Below are 22,048 nucleotides of genomic sequence, written 5' to 3'. Positions count from 1 at the left end.
ATGAACCGGATACTGGCGGCGCAACCGGAACGAAACCTGGTGGTCCTTGATGCCGTGCCGGCGCAGCACCGCCATGATGATTTCGGGTGTCGCCTTGTGTTGATAGACTTCCGTGGTCGTCACTGCCGCCAGTCGTCCGAAGTGTGACTTCAGGACAAACTGGTGCATCGTAAAGTCGTTCGTCTTCTGGATGACCGAAACGCGTTCGAGGTAGCCTGAGAATCTCCGCACGGCCCCATCGTCATTCACGATGCTGAAGACGGCATCAAGGTTCACGTAGTCCGCGCGGGGCAGGTGCGACGGATGGGTCGCCTCGATAATCACTTCGGTCGGCTCTCCCATCGCTTCGGTGGCCGTGAACGACACGACCGATAAATCTAGCGCGCTCTGCGTTCCGGGAACCTCAAGGCGATACGCCTGCATGCCCGTAATATCGGGACGTAGTGGATCAAATTCCGCCATGCCTTCTCCTTTCATTATTCAAACTGGCGGATCGTGATGCGTGCCGCCGCCTGTTTGCACTCCCGAGGGAAGGAAATTAGGGCATCTTTCGCTGGGCGGGATATATCGAAATTCCGGCGCTTGATTCAGGGCAAGAACGTCGCAGCATTAGCCGTTTCGCATCGGCAAGTCACTTGCTTCCTGAGACGTTCGCGCCTGAAAGACGGTGTGGACCTTCTGCACCGCGAAAGGAATTCATTAACGTACGCGTGAAGTGAAGGGGCGGCTTCACGCGCACGCTGTAAGCGCAAATTCACGTTCGCGCGGCACAATGACGAATCCACCGAACTATGAGGAGCGCGCGATGGCCCTTCCTTACGGCTACGTTAAGGCGAAGATTGTTTCCGCGCCGCAATTGAAAGCCACACGGCGGCCTCACGAAGTCCAATACCACCTGCACTTCGGTGTGACGGTCAACGGCGCGCAATGGGACATTGCCGTCAACGTGGGCACGACAGACGCCGACGACCTGCTCAAGTACAAGCTCGTATTCGACTTCAATCACAGCATGCTCACTACGCTCGAGGGCGCCGCCGAAGGTCAGACCGATCTCACGGGCACCGAAGCGCTGCCCGCCATCGACTTCGAGCGCAGCGACTTCCTCGCCAATACGGGCGCGTGGCGCAACAGCGACGTGATGGACGGCTCCGAGCAGGTGGAACCCGTCGCCTCGCTGCAGCGTCTGCTGTTGCGCGCGCAACAATCGTCGCTCGACGTGTACGTGTTCGGCCGCTTCTACAGCGAAGGCGACGGCATTCACGACGTCCACATGAACCAGGGGTCGAAGGGCGAGTTCATCCACACCGCGGGCAACGACGCGAACGACCACAACGACATCTGGCAGGACGGCGCGCTGCTCGTGGATCTGGGCGACCCCGAATGGGCCTTATATGTAGCGGCTTTCGATCAGCAATACGTGCCGACCGACGATCTCGGCAACCCGATGCCGAATTCACAGCCGATTTCGTGACCTCAACGGCAAACGGGCGCATCCCGGCCACCCGGCACACGCCCGCTCGTTCAAACGGATCGAACGTTCAGAAGTCGATCTTCGCGTTGAGGCTGACCGTGCGCGGGTCGCCCGGCGCGATGTAATCGGCGTACTGGAACATCCAGTAGCGGCGATTTGTGATGTTGTCGATCGCCGCGCGCAACGTCACGTCGTGGCCGCCAATGCGGGTGAAGTAGTTCGCACCCACGTTCACGAGCATGTAGCCGCCCGTTTCCAGATTGTTTGCCGGACGTACCTGCGTGCTGCCCGTGAACTTCGCATCCGCGGCCAGTTGCAGGCCCGGCACATAGGGCACGTCGTAGCTCACGCGGCCCGCCGCGACGAACGTCGGCGCGCCGGCTACGCGATTGCCGTTGTACGACTGTCCCTTCGCGTACCACGTGTCGAGCAGTGTGACGCTGCCTGCCACCTGCCAGCTGCGGCCAAGCCGCACGCTGCCGCCTGCTTCGATCCCTTCGTAGATCGAATTACCGTCCTGCACATAGACGTTGTCGCTGTTTGCGTAAGACGCGCCGCGCTCGATGCGGAACAGCGCCGCCGTCGCGCTCCAACGCTCGTGCTCGCTCTTGATGCCGATCTCATACTGTCGCGAGCGCAGCGGACGCAGCATCGCGCCGCCGTTCGCGTAGATGCTATCCACGATCGCGCCCTGCTCCAGCGCCTCGACGTAGCTCGCGTACAGCGTTGTATTCGGCTCGAGCTTGTACATGAGCGCGAAGGTCGGCGTGAGCACGCCGTTCTGGCTGTACTGGGACGTCTTTTCGCCCGTGGTTGCGTAGTTGTTCTGACTATAGTTCGTGTAACGCAAGCCAGCGAGCACGGACCAGCGGCTCGTGATCTGCATCGTGTCGCTCACGAACGCCGAGGCCTGCGTGATATCGCTCGCGCGGTACGTTTCAAGCCCGGAGCCCGAATAGAAGCGCCACGGATTGGGCTGATACAGATTGCCGTTGCCGAGCACCGTATAGATCGAGTTCGACGCGTAATTGTTGGTCTGGTGCTGGTACGCACCGCCAATCACCAGTTGATGCGTGAACGGCCCGGTCTTCACCTTGCCCTCGAACATGCCCTGCCAGTAGATGTCCTGATGGCCTTCGTCGCCGTTCCAGCGCGCATCGGTGTAGTCGCCTTCCTGGTTGAGCAGCGTGAGCGTGCTCTCATTGCGATCGCGCGCCGACTTGCTGTAGCTGCCCGAGGTGGTGAACGACCAGTCGGGCGTGATCTGGTAACGCACGCCCGCCGTGTAGAGCTGCAGGTTCGTGTTGATGTGCTGGTCGGTGCCGCCAAGCAGATTGCTGCCGCCGCTGATCACCGCCGGCAGGCTCGACGCCGTGTAGCTGCCCGTGTAGATCGCAGGCGTCTGGCCGCTCGAGCGGATGGTCTGGTAAAGCGCGTTGAACCAGACCTGCAGGTCGCGGGTGAGTTGGCCGTCGAGCGCGAGCGAAACCGAGTTGCGGTTGATATCGCCGGCGTTATAGGTCTTGCCCGCTTCCTTCGTGTAGTTCAGGCGCGCACCGAACATGTCGTCAGGGCCGAAGCGGCGGCTCAGGTCCACGTGCGTGCTCAGCACGCCGTCCATGCGATAGCCCACGTCGAGGCTCGTGACCGGGTCCTTGTCCGGCCGCTTCGTCACGTAGTTGACGAGGCCGCCCGGCTGCGCGAAACCGTACATGAAGCCGCCCAGGCCCTTGAGCAGTTCCACCCGCTCCAGTTGCTCGTAAGGCATGGTGATGCCGTATGAGATGAAGGGATTGCCGTCGATGCGAAAGCCGTTTTGCCAGTCCACGGGCAGCCCGCGAATGGTGATGTAGGTGGCCCACGCGTTATAGGCGTTGCTGTTGTTGCTGACCGAGGCGTCGCCGGCGAACACATCGCCAAGCTTGTAGACCTGACGCTCGGCGAGATCCTCGCCCGTCACGACGGTGGTCGAGAACGGCGTATCGAGCTGCGAGCGCGTGCCCAGCGCGCCGCTGTTCACGGGCGTATTCAGGTGCAGCGGCGAGTCGGCGACCTGGCTCGCGCTCACCTTCACCGCGGGCAGCGCCTGGTCCGTGCTGGGGGTGGTCGCGGCGCTATCCTGCACCGTGGCCGGAGTCTCTGTCTGGGCAACGGCGGCCTGAGCCGCCGCAAAAGTGAGCCAGGCCGCAAAATGCAACGGCCGCAGTGGCCGGGGCTGCGTGCGTCGAGCGCGCCGCGCGTGTTCTCGGTTGTTCATGTCGTTTTGGAAGGGTCGTCTCGCCAGTGCGTGCGGATTCTTCAATGAGAAGCATTCTCATTTTCACTGGCGGCGATATTAACAAACCCTTACGACTTTTCCTAGAACCCGTATGGCATTCGTCAGTTTTGACGTATTCCCTCGAAATACTGCTCAAACCGGACTCGAAGCCGCCTGATGGTGTCTGTTTAGCGAAATAATCGCCTTAAATATCTCGAATCAGACAGCCGCACGCCACATAGCGCGGGCGCGCCCGCCTTGCTGCTCTGCGTGATGTCTGCGCCTGGAAATACGCTAAGTCGCGACATAAAATACAGGCCCAGTCAGTCCATTCACGTGGTGGCCGCGTATGAAACACGCTACGTTGCCCGTGCTGTTCGTTCTGGCTTCGGTCCCGGCCGCATGGGCTATGGGCCTTGCCTCGGCAAACGAAAACACGGATCTGCCCTCTCCCAAGAGCGCGGCGCCTGCCACGCTGCATTGGCCTCCCGCCTCGCCCACGTCTATCCCGCCAGGCATTTCCCGCGCCGCGTTGCATACGGGGCCCGAGAAAGAAGGCAGGTCGTATTTCGAACCGCTCCCGGGCGGCGACGAAAAGCTAGACGATCGAGGCGCGCCCTTGCGCGGCGATCGTTTTCACTGGCAACAGCGCTAGCGTTTCCACGCTGCATGGCGGCATTCTTACAATCCTCAGTTTTCCTGATTATTGTTGGCGGCCGTCGGAATGAACCGGCGGGTCCGCGCCGTGATGAAACTCACCATCGATTCGGCTCAGGTGTATTCAGGCGAGGTGTCGGGCATTTTCGTCGCGACGCCCTCGTTCAAGTTCATGCCTGCGCCCGCGCCTTGACGCACCTTGATCGTGGCGCGGGCATCCACGCTCACTTCGCAAAAAGCTGGCCGATGTCCTTGAACGCCTTGAATTCGAGCGCATTGCCGCACGGGTCGAGAAAGAACATCGTGGCTTGCTCGCCCACCTGCCCCTTGAACCGCACGTAAGGTTCGATCACGAACTTCACGCCGAATGTCTTGAGACGCTCGGCCAGCGCCTCCCAGTCGCCCCAGCCCAGCACGACGCCGAAATGCGGCACGGGCACGTCGTGGCCGTCCACGGGGTTCGTGTGCGCATGATCCTGCGAGGCCGTTTTCGGATGCTCGTGAATCACGAGTTGATGGCCGAAGAAGTCGAAGTCGACCCACTGCGCGCTTGAGCGCCCTTCTGCAAGACCGAATACGCGACCGTAGAAGTCGCGCGCGGCTGCGAGGTCATAAACGGGAATGGCGAGGTGAAAGGGGGAAAGCGACATGCGTGTCTCCACTGTCTTCGAAAGCGATCCTGCCATGGTAGACAGACCAAAGCAAAAACAAAATCAATATATAATTTTTCGATTCACAAATATTCTTGATGAATGATACGCGAACTCAGAACCCTCGTTGCCGTGGCGAGAGAAGGTACATTCGCCGCGGCGGGACAAAAAATCGGCTTGACGCAGGCCGCCGTGAGCGCGCAAATGCAACGCCTCGAGGCGGAGCTGGGCTTCGCGCTGTTCGACCGCGAGGGGCGCGCCGCGCGCCTGAACGCGATGGGCCAGCACATTCTCGCCCAGGCGCAGGAGGTCATCCGGCTCTATGAAAACCTGAGTTCGAGCGCGGCCGGCCCCGCGGCGACCGGGCGCGTCACGCTCGGCGCGATCGCTTCCGTGCAGCGCGCGCTCGTGCCCGAGGCGCTGGCCGAATTCCACCGCCGTTGTGCAGGCTGCCGCACACGCGTGATCCCTGGCGTTTCGATGGAGCTTCACAACCTCGTGGACGCGGGCGAAATCGACATGGCGGCCATCATCCGGCCACCCTTCGCACTGCAAAGCGATTTGCGCTGGACCACGCTCGCGCGCGAGCCGTATCGGCTCATCGTGCCGCACCACGTGAAGGGCCATGACTGGGCCGAACTGCTGGCGACGCAGCCCTTCATCCGCTACGATCGCGCGTCTTTCGGCGGACGTCAGGTGGACCGCTTCCTGCGTCGCATGCACTACACCGTGCAGGACCTGAGCGAACTCGACGAACTCGAGGCCATCGTCGGGCTCGTTGCGAACGGTGTGGGCGTCGCGCTGGTGCCGCAGACGTCGGCGTGGCGGCGCTGGCCCGCCAAAGTGCGCGCGATCGATCTCGGGCAGCAGACGTTTCATCGCGACGTCGGCCTCGTGCATCGCGCGCCGGGCACGCTCAGCGACCCGGCGCGCCTGCTGATCCAGTTGCTCGAATCCCGCGCCCAGGAGCAGCAGGCGGGCGCGGAGCAATAAACACACCATTCCTTTGCGGTCCACCGGAAAAACACACATGAGCACTCCAGAACAATTGCTTTTCCTGCCCGGCGCCTCGGGTAACAAGACCTTCTGGCAGCCGCTCGCCGATCTCCTCAGTACGCCGGCGGCGCGTCGCTTCGTTGGCTATCCGGACTTTGGCGGCGAACCGACGGACCCGGCAGTCACCAGCCTCGACGACATCGTGCAGCGCGTGGTGGCCATGCTCGATCGGCCCACGGCGTTGATCGCCCAGTCGATGGGCGGCGTCATCGCCGTGCGCGCGGCGCTCGAGAAGCCGCAGTTCGTCACGCATCTGGTGCTCTCGGTCACGTCGGGCGGCATCGACACCGCAGCGCTCGGCGCGCAGGAATGGCGCGCGGGCGACACGAGCAAGTTCCCGGAGTGGTTTGTCTCGTTCCGCTCGGATCTTTCGGACCAGATCGCGAGCATCACCCAGCCGGTTCTGCTGTTATGGGGCGACAACGATCCGTTGAGTCCCGTTGCGGTTGGCGAGCGGCTTAACGCCCTGCTTGCGAATTCCACGCTGCACGTGGTGCACGGCGGCGAACACGATCTGGCGAGCGTCCACGCTCAAGCGTTGGCGCCGCTCGTGGACGCCCATTTAATGGCGCGCTGAGCCCTTGCGCTGCGGCCGGCACAGTAGTTCATTCACCCAAATCCATCGAAAAATACATTAAAAATAACTGGACGAAAATCAATACGATTGCACAAACCACTAGACTGCCGCCATCCAACCCACAGGAACGCCTATGCCGCGCCCCATCGCCGCCCGCATTCAACCCGACGCCATCCGCCACAACCTGCAGCTTGCGAAGCAGATCGCTGCCAGCTCGCGCGCCTTCGCCGTTATCAAGGCCAATGCGTACGGTCACGGCATCGAGCGGATCTATCCGGCGCTCGCGGGCGCCGACGGCATCGCGCTGCTCGACCTCGATGAAGCCGTGCGCGTGCGCGAACTGGGCTGGACCAAACCGCTGCTGCTGCTCGAAGGCGTGTTCGAGCCCGCCGATGTGGATGTTGTCGTCGCGCACCGGCTCACCGTGGCCGTGCATTGCGACGAACAACTCGATCTGCTCGCGACAGCGAAGCCGCAGCATCCCATCGACATTCATCTGAAGATGAACTCGGGCATGAACCGCCTGGGCTTTCGCCCCCATGCGTATCGCGCGGCATGGGAGCGCGCGCGTGCCATCCCGTCGATCGGCGCAATCAGCCTGATGACGCACTTCGCGAACGCCGACGACGGCCAGGTCGACTGGCAGCTCGACACGTTCGACGCCGCAGTGCGGGACATTCCCGGCGAGCAGTCGGTGTCGAATTCGGCGGGCGTGCTCTGGCATCCGCGCGCGCATCGCGACTGGGTGCGCCCGGGCACGATCCTCTATGGCGCGTCGCCCACGGGCGTGGCGCGGCATGTGGAAGGCTTCGGCCTGCGCTCGGCCATGACGCTCACGAGCCGCATCATTGGCGTGCAGACGCTCGCGCCGCAGGAAACCATCGGCTATGGCCGCACCTTCGCGGTCGACCGGCCCATGCGCGTCGGCGTGGTGGCGTGCGGCTATGCGGACGGCTATCCGCGCCACGCGCCCACCGGCACGCCGATCGCCGTGGACGGCGTGCGCACGCGCGTGGTGGGCCGTGTGTCGATGGATATGCTCACCGTCGATCTCACGCCGTGCCCGCAGGCGGGCATCGGTTCGAGCGTCGAACTGTGGGGCGAGCAGGTGCGCGTGGACGAAGTGGCCGAGGCGTCGGGCACGATCGGCTATGAGCTGATGTGCGCGCTCGCGCGGCGCGTGCCGGTGAGCGTGGCCGATAGCGCGGACACGCCGAGCACCGTGCAAGCACAAGGCGAACGCGTAGCAGCCTGACTGCGCTGAAAGCTCGCTGACGAAATTTCGTCAAACTTCGGGTTGAGCCCCGGCCTTGCGTCACCTATTTTTGTGTTGACACGCGCGGCGCATCGCACGCCGCGTGCTGACAACCCTTAAAGGAGACACTCGTGGCCGACCAGGAGACTCACACCTACGCGCCGCATCACGCGGACTACCGCCTCATAGGCGGCGCAGGCGAACGCGCGCGCGCAGCGGGCCTCGTCAACGCGGACTGGTATCGGTGCGCCGTGCCGCGCCCCGTCATGAAGCAACTGATGCAGCGCAGCGACGCGCGGGCCATACGCGACACCGTGATCTGGTATGTGGCCATCGCCGCGAGCGGCGTGCTCGCCGGGTTGCTCTGGCACGCGCATTCGTGGTGGGCCCTCCCCGCGTTCCTGCTGTACGGCACGCTCTATTGCAGTCCCGCCGATTCGCGCTGGCACGAAGCGGGTCACGGCACCGCATTCAAAACGCGCTGGATGAACGACGTGCTGTATCAGATCGCGTCATTCCAGATATTTCGCTGCGCGACGATCTGGCGATGGAGCCACGCGCGTCATCACACCGACACGCTCGTGGTGGGCCGCGATCCCGAGATCGCCGCGCCACGCCCCACCGACTGGCTTTCGCTCGCGCTCAACATCTTCGCGCTCAAGCACGTATCGCGTGAACTGCCGCGCATGATCCGCGCCGCGTGCGGACGCCTGGGCGCGGAAGAACAAAGCTTCGTGCCCGCCTCCGAATGGCCCAAGGCCATTCGCGAAGCGCGCCTGAGCCTGCTCGTACACGCGATCGTGATTGGCTCGTGCATCGGCTTTCGCACGATCCTGCCGCTGCTTTATATCGGCCTGCCGAGCCTCTACGGCGCGTGGCTTTATCTCTACTTCGGCCTCACGCAGCATGCGGGCATGCCCGAGAACGTACTCGACCACCGGCGCAACTGCCGCACGGTGATGATGAATCCCGTGTTCCGCTTTCTCTACTGGAACATGAATTATCACGTCGAGCATCACATGTTTCCGATGATTCCTTTTCACGCACTGCCGCGCCTGCACGAAGTCGTGAAAAAGGATATGCCGCCGCCCTATCGCAGCAGCCTTGCCGCCTACGCGGAAATCATGCCCGCGCTCGTGCGGCAAACACGCGATCCCTCGTATCACGTGGCGCGCCCGGTTCCGGGCCACGCCGAAGCTTGACAACCCATTGCCAGCGCAACCATTCAATAAAGATCGGAGACAACCCATGACCCAATGGATCGACGCAGCCGCACTCGACGATATCGAAGACGAAGACGTCATGCGCTTCGACCACGGCGGCCGCACCTTTGCGATCTATCGCGTGGAAGACAAGGTCTACGCGAGCGACGGGCTCTGCACGCATGAACACGTCCACCTGAGCGACGGCCTCGTCATGGGCCATGTGATCGAATGTCCGAAGCACAATGGCCGCTTCGACGTGCGCGATGGCAAGCCGCTTTGCGCACCGGTATGCGAGAAGCTCGCAACGTATCCGGCGAAGGTCGAAGGTGGACGGATTTATATTGAAGTGTGATGCACCGAAACCTTGCACGAAGGAACCGAAACAGCCGCGCAAACGTTAGCGCGCAACTCACCGATCGTTACGGTGTATTAAACAAGCCAACTTGAGCGCTTACTCGGTCCCATGTAACGAGAATGACATAAATAGCCATTAGCGTGCTGATTCTCCATATTAATCGGAATGGATAGTCATGCACCCCGCGCTCGCGCAATTTCGTCGTCCGGGACTTCCCGTGGGCCCGCGCAGCGCCGGAGAACTGGCTCTGGAAGTGCCGGCCATCGACGCTGCGGATTCGAACTCTCTCGTCATGGAGATTTTCTATTCGAGGCGCGACATGGCCAGTCTCGCGGTGATCGACAACGATCGCCCCATCGGCCTCATCAACCGCGATATTTTCCTGTCGCAAATGAGCAAGCCGTTTCATCGCGAGCTATACGACAAGAAGAGCTGCACCGCGTTCATGGACAAGGAGCCATTGATCGTCGACGTGGACATGAGCATCGAAGCGCTTACGTTCAAAACCGTTGAAGTCGGCGAAAAGGCGCTGGTGGACGGTTTCATCGTGACGCGCGAAGGCCGCTTCGTCGGCGTGGGCAATGGCTTGCGGCTCCTCTCCGTCGTGGCGGAAATGCAGGCCGAAAAGAATCGTCAGATCATGCAGAGCATCGAGTATGCGAGCGTGATCCAGCAAGCCATGCTGCGCGCCTCGCGCGAAACCCTCGCGACCATGCTGCCCGATGCCGCGCTCGTCTGGGAACCGCGCGATGTAGTCGGCGGCGACTTCTACCACTTCGCGGCGTTCGCCGACGGCTGGTTCGGCGCGGTGGCCGATTGCACGGGTCACGGCGTGCCGGGCGCATTCATGACCTTGCTCGCCTCGGCTTCGCTTTCGCAGGCGCTCGAACAGATCGGTCCGCGCAACCCCTCCTCGCTGCTCGCAGCGGTCAATCGCAATGTGAAAGGCCTGCTCGGGCAAATCAACGGCACAGGCGACGCCCCGCAGTCCAACGACGGTCTGGACGCCGCCTTCTTCTGGTTCGACGCCGCCAGCCAGGTGCTGCATTTCGCCGGCGCGCGGGTCGCGCTGCACGTGCTGCGTCCGGACGCCGCCGGGTTCGAAAGCATTGCCGGCGACCGCATGGGCGTGGGCTATGTGGACAGCCTCGCCGACTACACGTGGACCCAGCACGCCGTAGCCGTGCCGCACGGTAGTCTGCTGTTCGTTTCCACGGATGGCCTGACCGACCAGATTGGCGGCCCGCGAAAAATCGCCTTCGGAAAACGCCAAACGCTCGAGCGGATTCTCGCTGAGCGCGAGCACGCTTCTTCTTTCATCTGCGCACGCCTGCTCGAAACCTTCGCCGAATGGCAAGGCTCACAGGCGCGCCGCGACGATGTCACGCTTTTCTTCGCACGAGTTTGAGGTAGTTCACCAATATGTCTGGAATTCTGGATCAAAACTGCTGCTTCTTCGAAATTGCACAGAAGCGCAATTTGCTCTTCTATCACAAAGGCTATTTTTCGCACAGCATCGTCGCGGCGATGAGCGAGGTCGTGAAGCTGCAACTGGAAGTGGCAGGACTGAGCACGTCCACGCGCAGAAGGATTTTTTCGTCGTTCATCGAGCTTTCGCACAATATCGTGCACTACTCGTGCGATGCGCTTTCCGAAGATCGAGGCCAGGGCGGTGCGATTCGAGAAGGCGCGATGTGCATTTCCGCTGAAGGCGAACGCCACCTCATGGTGTGTGTGAATCCCATCGCGACGGCGGCCGTGGACGAATTGCGCGAGAAGCTGGAGCCGCTGCGCAACATGTCGATCGAAGAGATCAAGCAGGCCTATAAGATGTCGTTGCGCGCCGACACGCCTGCCGACAGCAAAGGCGCGGGACTGGGTTTTCTGACGATGGCGCGCGACGCCAGTGCACCGCTCGAATTTGCGTTTCATCCACGCGAAGACGATACGGGCACCACACTGTTTTGCCTCAAGACCATCATCTGACCAGGGCACGCGTACAAAATGGAAAACCTTTTTATCGCCGCCACGGCAACGTCGCCGGAAATCGACTTCCGCTTCGACGAAAACGTGCTGTCACTGCGGGGCGAGTCGTATCCCGAGCATGCGGCCGCGTTCTATGCGCCGATCATCGAGCGGCTCAATCTGTGGCTCAAAGACTGCGAAAGCGCCGCGATCACGGTCGAGGTGACGCTCACTTACTTCAACAGTTCGAGCACGAAAATGCTGTTCAGCGTGTTCGATGCACTGGATCGCGCCGCGGCGGCGGGCAACCAGGTGCAGGTGAACTGGTATCGCGACGAAGAAGACGAAACGATCCTCGAATTCGGCGAGGAACTGCAAACCGACTTCACGGCAATCAAGTTCAATGATTGCCCGGTTGCGACTTGAGTACGCTTTGAGGACGACGCGCGTGGAAACGACTGCCTTGCGGGACACATTGAAGGATCACTACCTTGACCTGTTCCGCAGCGAAAGCGAGGCACTGGAGCGGGCCCGGGCGATTGCCGGGGCTGCGGAGTCGCAAGCGAAATGTCATCGCGAGGCGCTCGTCGAACTCATCCAGCATTATGAGCGCCTGATGCGCGAAACCCGCCGCCTGATCGGGCGCAGCGATCGGGCCGAGCGCGAAATGCAGGCGCTCGCACAGCAACTGCAATATCGCGCGACGCACGACGCGCTGACCGGCGTATTGAATCGCAGCGCCGTGATCGAACGCACGGTGAAGGCGCTGCGCGCGAATCGGGCAGTGATGATCCTGCTCGACATCGACGACTTCAAGAAGGTCAACGACGACTTTGGCCACCCGGCCGGCGACAGCGTGATCTCGGGTATCGTGAACTGCCTGCGGCGCATTCTCGGCGAGACCGGCATTATCGGGCGCGTGGGCGGCGAGGAGTTCACGGTCGTCTTGCCAGGCTTCGACATTGCGGATGCCCTGCAACTCGCCGAGCGCATGCGCGCGGCCATTGCGAGTCATGCGTTCGCAGCCCCCGTGTGCCGCCCCATTACGGCGAGCTTCGGCGTGAGCGACAATCCGGCCGGCACCGATTTCGACACCGCTTACGGACTCGCGGACTCCGCGTTGTACACCGCCAAGCGCGGCGGCCGCAACTGCGTGACATTCGAAGGAAAAATCGCCTCGGCAGATTGAAAGCCAGTGGCCTGACGGCTTTTGGGCCGTTGCCGCGCTACGCTCGTCTTTTCCGAACGCCACACTACAATGGTGCGGAGAAAATCGCGACGCGTATGAAGAATACAGGCCATGACATCGCGCGTCGGCAAAGTAAAACAGCGAGGCGATCGATGACAGCGAAGCAGCCGGCACGCCTGGCATTGCCCGGGCAAGTCGTACTCGTGTTGCAGGGTGGCGGCGCGTTGGGCGCCTATCAGCTCGGCGTCTATGAGGCAATGCACGAAGCCGGCATCCACGTGGACTGGGTGATCGGCACTTCCATTGGCGCCATCAACGCGGCCTTGATCGCGGGAAACGCGCCAGAGCACCGCTTCGAGCGGCTGGAGGAATTCTGGCATCGCGTCACCGACCACACGCGCCTCGACGTAGCAGCCTGGCCGGGTTTAGGGCCTGACTGGGACAAGACGTTAGCAAAACTGATGATCATCAGCGGCGGCATTGCGGGGTTCTTTCAGCCCAACCCGGCGTCGTGGTTCGGCCCGCTCGCGCGCCTGGGCGTTGATCGGGCGTCCTTCTACAAGATCGCACCGCTGCGCGATACGCTCGTTTCCCTCGTCGACTTCGAACGGCTCAACGCGGGGCACCCGCGCCTCACAGTGGGCGCGGTGAACGCACGCACGGGCGCGATGCACTATTTCGATTCGCGCGACCAGCAACTGAACGTCGAACACATCATGAGTTCGGGCGCGCTGCCGCCCGCGTTCCCCGCGGTGCGCATCGACGGTGAGCCGTACTGGGACGGCGGCATCTATTCGAACACGCCGGTCGAGGTCGTGCTCGACGACAAGCCGCGCAACAGTTCGGTCATCTTTTCGGTGCAGGTGTGGAATCCAGCGGGCCCGGAGCCGGAAAGCATCTGGCAAATCGCGGAGCGGCAAAAAGATATTCAGTACGCGAGCCGCACAGAAAGCCATATCGCGCGCCAGCAGCAGATTCACCGCTTGCGCCACGTGATCCGCGAACTGGCGAAGCGCGTGCCCGATGCCGAGCGCAATACAAATGACGTTCAGCAGCTAGCGGCCTGGGGCTGCGAAACGACCATGCGGCTCATCAAGCTCGCGGCGCCACGACTCGACGGCGACGACCAGTTGAAGGACATCGACTTCACGCCGGCCGGCATTGCCGCGCGCCGGCGCGCTGGCTACGAAGCCGCCATGCGTGCGATCGCAGCAAGACCCTGGGAAGCACCAATGGATCCGATAGAAGGACTCAGTGTCTACAGCGCAGACGAAGAATAAAAGAAAGCGATAGGGCATGAAGCCCCTATCGCCCCACTCGAACCACAGTGGAAAAAAGCCGACGGGTGGCCGTCGGCCGAGCTCCTTCGTTCACTGCACGGCTGCGGCGAGCAGCGACTTGAGTTTGGTCGCGCTGTCGGCAAGACGCTCGGGTTCGATGCGCATACGGCGTGCGATCAGTTCTTGCGCTACGCGCACGTCACGGGCGATTTCGCCCGTTTGCCCCACGCCGCTCGCACCCACCAGCAAACCTGCTTCGTCGAACGCGAAAAATACCTTCGATGCCGAGCCCGTTGCGCGTACAGCCTTGGTCGAGCCGAACGCGGGCAAGCCTGCGATCTGGATCGTCATATCGTATTGATCAGACCAGAACCAGGGCACGGCACTGTACGCCTCGTCGTGGCCGAGCATGTTGAGCGCTGCCAAGCGCGCCTGGTCCTCCGCGTTGCGCCAGCATTCAAGACGAATGCGACGCCCGTACAGCGGATGCACGAACGAGCACACGTCGCCCGCTGCGTAGATATGCGGATCGCCGGTACACAACATGGGATCGACGGCAATACCGTTGTCGATCGCGAGACCCGCCTCCTGCGCCAGCCCCACACGCGGGGCCACGCCAACGCCGACCACGACCGCGTCGCAAGGCACGACAGCTCCATCGCCGAGCACGATGCCGTTGACGTGCCCTTCGCCCTCGAAGCGCCGCACCTGCACGTCAAAGCGCACGTCCACACCTCGCTCGCGGTGAAGGTCCACGAGGCGCTGCGCCACCTCCGCCGGCACCGCGCGCATCAATGCGCGCGGTGCGGCTTCGAACACGACGACTTCGCAACCGCGCTGCCTCGCCGAGGCCGCGACTTCGAGCCCGATGAAGCCCGCGCCAATCACGGCAATGCGCCGCCCCGGTCCGAGTTCGCCGGCGATGGCGAGCGCATCGCCGGCATTGCGCAACACATGCACGCCCGCGAGGTCCGCGCCGGGCACGCTCATGCGGCGAGGCTCGGCACCGGTCGCGATCAGCAAGCGATGGTAGGGAAGCGTTTCGCCATTCGCGAGCGTGACCGTTTGTGCGGCGCAATCGATCGTGCTCGCGGCGCAGTCGCTACGCAGATCGACGCGCTGCTCGCGATAGAACGCCTCGCGGTGTATCGCGCCCTGCTCCGGCGTGCGCTCGCCCAGCAGCACCGCCTTTGAAAGCGGCGGCCGCTCGTACGGTTGTGCAGCTTCGTCGGCGATCAGCGTAATCGCGCCTTCCCAGCCGCCTTCGCGCAAAACCTGCACGGCGCGTGCGCCGCACTGGCCGCCGCCAACCACCACCATGGCATCGCCCGCACTCATACCGACTCCTTGCGCGCGAGATATTCGGGCTGGCCCACGTGCATGAGCGCGCCAAGCTCGGCGCTCTGCCGCTCCGTGCCCGTATTCGCGGTGATAAAGGGAATGTTCTTCGACTTCAGGCGCGACACGGCGCCTTTGAGCAGATCGAAATCCGCCATGGTCGTGACCACGCCGTCATAATTGCGCGCCGCCGCCTGATTCACGAGCTGCACCATGTCGGCGATATCGCCATTGGGCGGATTACGGTAATCGGTCTGAACATTGAAGTCTTGATCGGCCTGCTTGATGCCGTTCTTTACCGTATTCCACCATGCATCTGAATCAGGCGCGTGCGAAATGAAGTCGAAATGCGCGACGGGGTCCGCGTGTGCGGCGGGGCTCAGCGCGAGTGCGAACACCGTTGCCGCCGGCGGCAATACCTTCAGGAAGGGAACCTTCACGGCTGTCTCCTAGGTTGCTTCGTTATCGTGGCTAAAAGATTCGCATACCGAATCATTCTGCGGCCAAGCCGAGATAAATCGTGCCGCCGTCCACCTTCACCGGATGCGTCGCGAGATTCACGCAGACCGGCGCTCCCTTGGCCGCGCCCGAGGGAATGTGGAAGCGCCCCATATGCATCGGACATTCGATGATATCGCCGAACACGAGACCTTGCGCGAGACGCGCCGTTTCGTGTGTGCAGACTCCCACGGAAGCATAGTAGCCCGTGGGCGTGTGATAGATCGCGTAAAGCTCGCCTTCGTGCTCGAACTCCATCACGTCCTCTTCTTCGAGTTCGTCGCTTGCGCACACCTCGTGCCATTGAAGAATGATCATAGTCGTCTCCTCCGTCTTCATCTTTCGAACAACTAGCGGGTCGCCGAAGCGTCATAGCGTATCGGCTGCAAAGGCATTTGATGCGGCGTCCTCGTGCATCACGGCCGCCGTCTTGCCGGGCACCTGTGGCGTGATCATGTAGTCCGGGTCGTGGCGCTGCGTGCGCAATATGTGCAGGATCTCGGCCCACGCGTCGAACAGACCGTCATAGGCGGGCGGCAAGTCGGCCTCGATCGCTTTGCGTAATTTCGGCAGCGCATGAAACGGCACGTTGGGGAACATATGGTGTTCGACGTGATAGTTCATGTTCCAGTAGAGGAACTGCAGCACGGGGTTCAGGTGCAGCGTGCGGGTGGAAAAACGGTGATCGAGTTCGTTCTCGCGCAGGCCGGTGTGCTGCGTAATGGCCAGCAGTTCATGCAACCAGGCGCCGTATGCCCGAGGCAGAAGCAGGAACACCACCGGCAGCCAGCTATGCGCGACGAAAGCCCAGACGCCCACGCCCACGTAGAGCGCGAGGATCACCCGTGAATTGCGGCGCATCGCCCGATAGTCGACCACCGGCACGACGGCCTTCGCGCTCCTCGTCACGATGCCGAGGCTGTGCAGCACGATGTTGCCGAGATGATGGATGCCATGAGAAATACGGAGGAAATCGGTGGCGAGCTTGAGGTAACTGGGCGGCCGCTTGACGGCAATTTCAGCGTCGGCGGGCACCGTGGCCGTAAGGTGCGTATAGGTGTGATGCTGCGCATGCGACCAGCGGCTATACACCTGCTCGCGCCAGGTCATGAAGCAGATGACCCAGTGCACGGTCTCGTTGAGCCACTCGCTCCTGAACGGCGTGCGATGACGCAACTCGTGCTCCATCGCCTCGGCGAACGCGTAGATCGTGCCGTAAAGCAGAAAGGCCGGCATGCACCAGAGCGTGCCCAATGAAAACCAGGCGAGCGCGCCTGTGGCGAACACGAGCGCCATGAAGCCGCCGAAATACATCAGGGCAACGCGGTCGTTGCGCCGCGTGACTTCCTTGAGCACCCTGCGCTCTAGCGGACAACGGTACCAGTCGTCCATCGTGATGACCTGTGGCGAGCCTTGCTGTGCGGACATGAATCGAACTCCCGTGCATGACGTTGAACGCTGATGAGCCGCTTTGAATTCGCTCACCCTTGAGGCGAATTACAGGCTCTAAATGAGTTACCGTCAAAGCATAAAATGACTCATTCTGAGCCTTAAAGGGTTTTCACCTAAATTCCACGCGCTTGAAAACGTTCTCCACGTGGAGATATATTTCAAATACTTGCGATTAATGACTCATTTTGAGGCAAAATGAGATCGCACTCACCTCCCGCGGAGATCCAATGAAAAGCCGCCCCACGTTGAAGCAGTTAATGGAACTCACGCAACTGAGCCGCGCGACCATCGACCGGGCGCTCAACGACCGGCCCGGCGTGCACCCGCGCACGCGCAGCGCCGTGGAAGCGGCGCTCAGGCAACTGGGCGCGAGTGACGATCCGGCGTTGCCCGTGGCCTCGCGCGCCGCGTCCAATGCGCTGCGCGTGCGCCTCCTCCTGCAGGCCGGCGACGCCTTCACCGCAGAACTCACGCGCACGGCGGCGAGCCTCGAAGCCGAGTTCGCCGCCGCGGGCGTGACCGTCGACGTAGTCAATTGCGTGGGTGCCAGCGATGAGGACGTCGCGTTGCGCGTGCGCGAAGCGGCGCTTGGGGCGCAACCTGCCGCAGACGCCATCGGCATCATCTGCACGAACACGCCGCCCATCACGTCTGCGCTGCGCGAATGCATGGCGCGAGGCCTCGGCGTGGTGACGCTCATCACCGATGTCGACGCCGATGCGCGCCACACCTACGTGGGCGTGAACAACCGCGCCGCAGGCCAGTCGGCTGCGTTCCTCGTTGGCCGTCACCTGGAGGGGCGGCCCGCGCCTTCCGTGGCCGTTGTGGTCGCAACGTTCTCGTACACCTGTCACGAAGACCGCGAGATTGGCTTTCGTTCGCTGCTGCGCCAGCGCTTTCCCCACGTGAATGTCGTCGAAGTGATCAAAGGCGCCGACTCGGGCGCAGCGACCTACGAGGCCACGCGGCGTTGCATGGAAACGCACGGCGCGCTCGACGGCATCTACAACGTGGCGGGCGGCAACGAGGGCCTCGCCGCGGCGCTGCGCGAGCGCGGGCTCGCAGGCCGCACGCTCTATGTCACGCATGAGGTGAACGCCGTGACGGAGCCACTGTTGCGCGCGGACGTGATCGACTATCTGCTGTCGCAAGATTTGCGTTTGCTGCTGCGCACGGCCGTCGAACAGATGCGCAACGCGGTGGCAGGCGGCACGCCCCCGGCGCAGGCGCTCGTGCCGATCGAAACGTATTCGCGCTATTCGCTGCCCTGAAGCGGTTGCGCCGCGAACATCCCGGCGCCTGTTGCATGTTTTGCCCGTTTACGATACTTTATGCTCGTTTTTGCTCGATTCAGCGGGCAAGCCCACGAGCAGAAGGGAACCGAAAACCATGCAACGAACACGCCAGGCGGCCATTGAAAGCCTGCTTCCCGACGAGCGCGAGCGGCTGATCCTCGAAAAGCTGCGCGCCGAAGGCCGCGTGCTCGCCGCGGAACTCGCCGCGCAGCTCGACACCTCGGAGCACACGATCCGGCGCCATTTGCGCGATCTGGCCGAGGCGGGACACTGCAAGCGCGTGTACGGTGGAGCGCTGCTCACGTCGCCCGCCAACAAGCCCGCCTCCGTGCGCATGCGCGAGCAACTGCCAGCCAAGGCGCGCCTCGCCCGCGCCGCCGCCGCGCTCGCCAAGCCCAACCAGGTGATTCTGCTCGACGCAGGCTCGACAAACGTCGAGATCGCGGCGGCGCTGCCCGAAAATGCTGGCCTCACGGTGATCACGACTTCGCCGCAGGCTGGCGTGCGACTGCTCGAGCGCCCAGGCATCGAGGTCATCCTGATCGGCGGGCGCGTGAGCGCGCAGGCCGCGGGCGCGCTGGGGGCGACGGCGCTCGTACAAATTCAGCAGGTCAAGGCCGATCTCTGCTTTCTCGGCGCATGCGCACTCGATCCCCTCGAAGGCATCGCCGCATTCGATGCGGAGGATGCCGAAATGAAACGCGCCATGATTGCGGCAAGCGGCCAGATCGCGGCGGCGGTCACCACCGAAAAGCTGATGACGTCAGCACCGTTCGTCATCGCGCCTTGCGCTTCGCTCGACTATCTGGTTGTCGATGCCGACGTGCCGAAACTCCATCTGAAGCAGCTGAAAGCCGCGTGCGGCGACGTGACGGTGGCGCGATGAGACCCCTACGCGAACGCTACGCCACCACGGCCGTCTTTCTGGCGAACGGCTTCGGCATTGGCGCGTGGGCCGTCGAGGTGCCGCGCGTGAAAGACAAGCTCTTCCTTGGCGACTCCCTGCTCGGCGTCGCGCTCTTTGCCTTCGCGCTGGGGGCCATCGTCGCCATGCCGCTTGCGGGGCGGCTCGCACCGAAGTTCGGCAGCGGCCGCGCGACCGCCCTGCTCGGCGTGCTGTTCGTCGCTGCGTTTCCTCTGCCCGCGCTCGCGCCCAATGCGCCGCTGCTGTGTGCCGCGTTGCTGCTGCTCGGCGCGCTCAATGGCGCGCTCGATGTTTCCATGAACGGCCATGCCAGTGCAATCGAAAAAGTGTGGAGCGCGCCGATCATGTCGTCGTTCCATGCGGCCTGGAGCGCGGGCGGTCTTGCGGGCGCAGCCGTTGGCACGGTGCTGCAGAAGGCAGGATTCGGTGTGCTAAGCGGTCTTGCGTTGCCCGCTATTCCCATCGCTGTCCTGATCGTCGGTGCGGCCTTGTTCTCGCTGCGCGACGTGGGCTCGCGCCCTGAGGCGGCGTCCGGCGGCGGCTTCGCGTTGCCGCAGGCAGGCGTCGTGAAGCTCGCCGCGCTTGCGTTCCTCTGCATGATGACGGAAGGCGCCATTGCCGACTGGAGTGCCGTGTATCTGCGTTCCGCCTTGCCCGCTCATGCCGATAGCGCGGGCATTGGCTATACGGCATTCGCGTTCGCCATGGCGGCGTGCCGCGTGGTGGGCGACGCATTCGTGCGGCGTCTTGGCGCGGTGCGCGTGGTCGCGCTGGGCGGCCTGCTTTCGGCTGCGGGCCTCGCGGCTGTGCTCGCCGCGCCTGCGCTCACTACGGCGGTGGTGGGGTTCATCTGCGTCGGCATCGGGCTCGCCAATGTGGTGCCGGTGATCTTCAGCGCGGCCGGGCGCACGACCGATCCGCCCGTTACGGGTGTTTCGATGGCGGCTACCGCCGGGTATGCGGGCTTTCTCGTGGGGCCGCCGATTATCGGCTTTGGCGCGGGGCTCGTCGGCTTGCAACTCGCGCTTGGCGTGCTGGTGCTCGCTACGCTCGCGGTGTGCTTTGCGGGCAGTCGTGCGGTTCGCAATGTCGACGCGTCGCGCGGCGAATCGGCAACGCATGCACAGGTACGCAGCGATGCGCGTGACGCGGATCGCATTGAGGCGGAGTGACCTGCGCCCTGGGTCCGCCCAGCGCATCGAATATCACCACAAGATCCGGATATCCCCGCCCCATCACCCTACGTAGACTCGATCCCGAAGCTCAAACCACCGCATCCGGCCTGCGCCGGATCGATCTTCGGGACATCTACGATGGGTCTCACGCCAGGTCACGCCACACCAGCCACACCACATCGCGTCGTCGTCAATCTTTCGCATGCGAGTCTCGCGGCGCAATTCAGCGAGCAGATGGCCATTGCGGTCATCCCCATCGTAGCCGTGGTGGCGCTAGGCGCGAGCGCACAGCAAAGCGCCTCGCTGCAGGCCGTCAATACGCTGCCGTTCCTGCTGCTCTCGCTACCCGCCGGCCTCGTTGCCGATCGCAGCCGGCGCAAGCCGCTCATGATCGCGACCGAACTGCTGCGCGCCGCCGCCCTTTTCGTACTGTTCGCGTTGTTCCATGCGCGCGTGCTATCGCTCTACACGCTGGCCACGCTGGGCTTCGCCATCGCAACGGGCACCGTGGTATTCAGCGTGAGCGCGCCCTCACTCGTCGCGGCCATGGTCGAAACGGGCGACCTGCTCACCGCCAACCGGCGGCTCGAAATCGCGCGCAGCATCGCCTATACGGCGGGACCTTCCGTGGGCGGTATTTTTGCGGGCTGGGCGTCGGGCGTGTTCGCGTTTCTCGCGGCGTTCGTCCTGTCGCTCGCCAGCGCATGGTTTCTCGCACGCCTGCCCAACGAGGCGCCGCGCCCGCGTTCGCGTCGCGCGCTCGCACACGAGTTGTTCGACGGCGTGCGGTTCATCGCGCGCAGCACGCATCTACGGCCGATCGTGGCGACGGCTTTCGTCTTCAATACATCGTGGTATCTGTTGCTGGCCGTGTTCGCCTGGTACGCGATACACCGGCTCGCGTTCGCGCCATCGGCTGTGGGTGTTGCACTTGGCGTGTATGGCTTCGGGATGGTGGGCGGCGCGTTTCTCTACAAGATCATCGCAAAGCGCCTCGTCTTCGGACGGCAAATTCTGCTCGGCCCGATGAGCGCCGCGCTTGCCTCGCTGCTCATGGCGAGCACCGCCCTCACGCATTCGCGCGCCACCGTGTTTCTGGCTTTCTTTCTGTTTGGATTCGGGCCAATCGTCTGGACCATCTCGACCACGGCATTGCGCCAGGTCGTCACGCCTCGCGATCTGATCGCGCGCGTCTCGTCGGTCATCATGATGGCGACGTTCGGCGCGCGCCCGCTCGGCGCCCTGCTCGGCGCGTTCCTGAGCACGCGCCTTGGCATGACCAGTTGCCTCGTGGGCGCCGCGTGTGGATTCGCCATTCAGCTCGCGATCATCGTGTTCTCCGCGCCCGCGCGGCTGCGCTCGATCGAAGGTCTCGATGAAGCGCGAGCCGAAACGCGCAGCGCGAAGACCATGACCTTCGCGACTGAGAACCACGAGGAATAAGGCGG

At 63.1% G+C, this 22,048-nt stretch carries 23 protein-coding genes and 1 pseudogene; 17 read left to right on the top strand and 7 right to left on the bottom strand.

All coding sequences use genetic code 11. The features are described from left to right. Nucleotides 1-462 (bottom strand): contractile injection system protein, VgrG/Pvc8 family (locus JMY28_RS28090; RefSeq protein WP_236597077.1); only part of this gene is annotated, 462 nt, incomplete at its 3' end. Nucleotides 463-805: 343 nt separating this feature from the next. Here JMY28_RS28090 and JMY28_RS28085 point away from each other — a divergent pair. Continuing rightward, nucleotides 806-1,471 carry a DUF2278 family protein gene (locus JMY28_RS28085; protein WP_201699161.1) on the top strand — a complete coding sequence of 222 codons (666 nt, stop codon included), beginning with the start codon at nucleotides 806-808 and terminating at the stop codon, nucleotides 1,469-1,471. A gap of 67 nt (nucleotides 1,472-1,538) precedes the next feature. On the opposite strand, the gene JMY28_RS28080 is transcribed toward JMY28_RS28085, so the two are convergent. After that, on the bottom strand, nucleotides 1,539-3,728 hold the full coding sequence (locus tag JMY28_RS28080; RefSeq protein WP_236597076.1) for a TonB-dependent siderophore receptor: 2,190 nt from the start codon (nucleotides 3,726-3,728) through the stop codon (nucleotides 1,539-1,541). Between the two features lie 349 nt (nucleotides 3,729-4,077). On the opposite strand from JMY28_RS28080, the gene JMY28_RS28075 reads away from it, so the two are divergent. Both JMY28_RS28075 and JMY28_RS39380 read left to right on the top strand, forming a co-directional pair. Next, the gene (locus JMY28_RS28075) at nucleotides 4,078-4,383 is read left to right on the top strand and encodes a hypothetical protein (protein ID WP_201699160.1); all 306 of its coding nucleotides are present in this window, start codon (nucleotides 4,078-4,080) and stop codon (nucleotides 4,381-4,383) included. A gap of 69 nt (nucleotides 4,384-4,452) precedes the next feature. After that, on the top strand, nucleotides 4,453-4,578 hold the full coding sequence (locus tag JMY28_RS39380; RefSeq protein ID WP_268960667.1) for a hypothetical protein: 126 nt from the start codon (nucleotides 4,453-4,455) through the stop codon (nucleotides 4,576-4,578). Nucleotides 4,579-4,609: 31 nt separating this feature from the next. Here the strand turns inward: JMY28_RS39380 and JMY28_RS28070 are convergent, their stop codons facing one another. After that, complete coding sequence (locus JMY28_RS28070; RefSeq protein ID WP_028202210.1) at nucleotides 4,610-5,035, bottom strand: VOC family protein; 426 nt, start codon at nucleotides 5,033-5,035, stop codon at nucleotides 4,610-4,612. Nucleotides 5,036-5,137: 102 nt separating this feature from the next. Here JMY28_RS28070 and JMY28_RS28065 point away from each other — a divergent pair, with 102 nt between their 5' ends. The 10 genes from JMY28_RS28065 to JMY28_RS28020 all read left to right on the top strand — a co-directional run bounded on the left by JMY28_RS28065 (nucleotide 5,138) and on the right by JMY28_RS28020 (nucleotide 13,917). Next, complete coding sequence (locus tag JMY28_RS28065) at nucleotides 5,138-6,028, top strand: LysR family transcriptional regulator (RefSeq protein WP_201699159.1); 891 nt, start codon at nucleotides 5,138-5,140, stop codon at nucleotides 6,026-6,028. 37 nt (nucleotides 6,029-6,065) lie between these two features. Beyond that, on the top strand, nucleotides 6,066-6,668 hold the full coding sequence (locus JMY28_RS28060; protein WP_201699158.1) for an alpha/beta fold hydrolase: 603 nt from the start codon (nucleotides 6,066-6,068) through the stop codon (nucleotides 6,666-6,668). 133 nt (nucleotides 6,669-6,801) lie between these two features. Next, nucleotides 6,802-7,923 carry an alanine racemase gene (gene alr, locus JMY28_RS28055; protein WP_201699157.1) on the top strand — a complete coding sequence of 374 codons (1,122 nt, stop codon included), beginning with the start codon at nucleotides 6,802-6,804 and terminating at the stop codon, nucleotides 7,921-7,923. 131 nt (nucleotides 7,924-8,054) lie between these two features. Next, nucleotides 8,055-9,125, top strand: coding sequence for a fatty acid desaturase family protein (locus JMY28_RS28050; protein ID WP_201699156.1), 1,071 nt, complete (start codon nucleotides 8,055-8,057; stop codon nucleotides 9,123-9,125). 46 nt (nucleotides 9,126-9,171) lie between these two features. Continuing rightward, nucleotides 9,172-9,480: a non-heme iron oxygenase ferredoxin subunit gene (locus JMY28_RS28045; RefSeq protein WP_201699155.1), complete on the top strand. Its 309-nt coding sequence runs from the start codon at nucleotides 9,172-9,174 to the stop codon at nucleotides 9,478-9,480. A 178-nt stretch (nucleotides 9,481-9,658) separates the two neighbouring features. After that, nucleotides 9,659-10,891 (top strand): SpoIIE family protein phosphatase, encoded by a 1,233-nt coding sequence (locus JMY28_RS28040; RefSeq protein WP_201699154.1) that lies wholly within the window; start codon nucleotides 9,659-9,661, stop codon nucleotides 10,889-10,891. Between the two features lie 14 nt (nucleotides 10,892-10,905). Then, nucleotides 10,906-11,469: a SiaB family protein kinase gene (locus JMY28_RS28035; RefSeq protein WP_201699153.1), complete on the top strand. Its 564-nt coding sequence runs from the start codon at nucleotides 10,906-10,908 to the stop codon at nucleotides 11,467-11,469. A gap of 18 nt (nucleotides 11,470-11,487) precedes the next feature. Further along, nucleotides 11,488-11,874: a DUF1987 domain-containing protein gene (locus JMY28_RS28030; protein ID WP_201699152.1), complete on the top strand. Its 387-nt coding sequence runs from the start codon at nucleotides 11,488-11,490 to the stop codon at nucleotides 11,872-11,874. Nucleotides 11,875-11,896: 22 nt separating this feature from the next. Continuing rightward, nucleotides 11,897-12,637, top strand: coding sequence for a GGDEF domain-containing protein (locus JMY28_RS28025; RefSeq protein WP_236597075.1), 741 nt, complete (start codon nucleotides 11,897-11,899; stop codon nucleotides 12,635-12,637). A gap of 152 nt (nucleotides 12,638-12,789) precedes the next feature. Beyond that, nucleotides 12,790-13,917, top strand: a complete 1,128-nt coding sequence (locus JMY28_RS28020) for a patatin-like phospholipase family protein (RefSeq protein ID WP_201699150.1) — start codon at nucleotides 12,790-12,792, stop codon at nucleotides 13,915-13,917. A gap of 90 nt (nucleotides 13,918-14,007) precedes the next feature. On the opposite strand, the gene JMY28_RS28015 is transcribed toward JMY28_RS28020, so the two are convergent. The 4 genes and pseudogenes from JMY28_RS28015 to JMY28_RS28000 form a co-directional block, all read right to left on the bottom strand. Then, complete coding sequence (locus JMY28_RS28015) at nucleotides 14,008-15,255, bottom strand: NAD(P)/FAD-dependent oxidoreductase (protein ID WP_201699149.1); 1,248 nt, start codon at nucleotides 15,253-15,255, stop codon at nucleotides 14,008-14,010. A gap of 8 nt (nucleotides 15,256-15,263) precedes the next feature. Continuing rightward, nucleotides 15,264-15,653: pseudogene (locus tag JMY28_RS28010) on the bottom strand (substrate-binding domain-containing protein); the annotation flags it as partial. Nucleotides 15,654-15,747: 94 nt separating this feature from the next. Further along, entirely contained in the window at nucleotides 15,748-16,071 is a 324-nt protein-coding gene (locus JMY28_RS28005; protein ID WP_201699148.1) for a Rieske 2Fe-2S domain-containing protein, read from the bottom strand. Nucleotides 16,072-16,122: 51 nt separating this feature from the next. Beyond that, on the bottom strand, nucleotides 16,123-17,181 hold the full coding sequence (locus JMY28_RS28000) for a fatty acid desaturase (protein ID WP_201699147.1): 1,059 nt from the start codon (nucleotides 17,179-17,181) through the stop codon (nucleotides 16,123-16,125). 251 nt (nucleotides 17,182-17,432) lie between these two features. Here JMY28_RS28000 and JMY28_RS27995 point away from each other — a divergent pair, with 251 nt between their 5' ends. From JMY28_RS27995 to JMY28_RS27980, 4 genes are all read left to right on the top strand, one after another. Next, nucleotides 17,433-18,476 (top strand): LacI family DNA-binding transcriptional regulator, encoded by a 1,044-nt coding sequence (locus JMY28_RS27995; RefSeq protein ID WP_201699146.1) that lies wholly within the window; start codon nucleotides 17,433-17,435, stop codon nucleotides 18,474-18,476. Between the two features lie 118 nt (nucleotides 18,477-18,594). Continuing rightward, on the top strand, nucleotides 18,595-19,386 hold the full coding sequence (locus JMY28_RS27990) for a DeoR/GlpR family DNA-binding transcription regulator (protein ID WP_201699145.1): 792 nt from the start codon (nucleotides 18,595-18,597) through the stop codon (nucleotides 19,384-19,386). Then, the gene (locus JMY28_RS27985; protein ID WP_236597074.1) at nucleotides 19,383-20,597 is read left to right on the top strand and encodes an MFS transporter; all 1,215 of its coding nucleotides are present in this window, start codon (nucleotides 19,383-19,385) and stop codon (nucleotides 20,595-20,597) included. The genes JMY28_RS27990 and JMY28_RS27985 overlap by 4 nt, the downstream gene beginning before the upstream one ends. Before the next feature lie 141 nt (nucleotides 20,598-20,738). Beyond that, on the top strand, nucleotides 20,739-22,043 hold the full coding sequence (locus JMY28_RS27980) for an MFS transporter (protein ID WP_201699144.1): 1,305 nt from the start codon (nucleotides 20,739-20,741) through the stop codon (nucleotides 22,041-22,043). Nucleotides 22,044-22,048: the final 5 nt, after the last annotated feature.

The sequence above is a fragment of the Paraburkholderia hiiakae genome (assembly GCF_904848665.1).
GTDB classification, from domain to species: Bacteria; Pseudomonadota; Gammaproteobacteria; order Burkholderiales; family Burkholderiaceae; genus Paraburkholderia; species Paraburkholderia hiiakae.
Note: the sequence above shows the minus strand (reverse complement) of the source record. Positions and strands in the feature narration are given on the sequence as shown.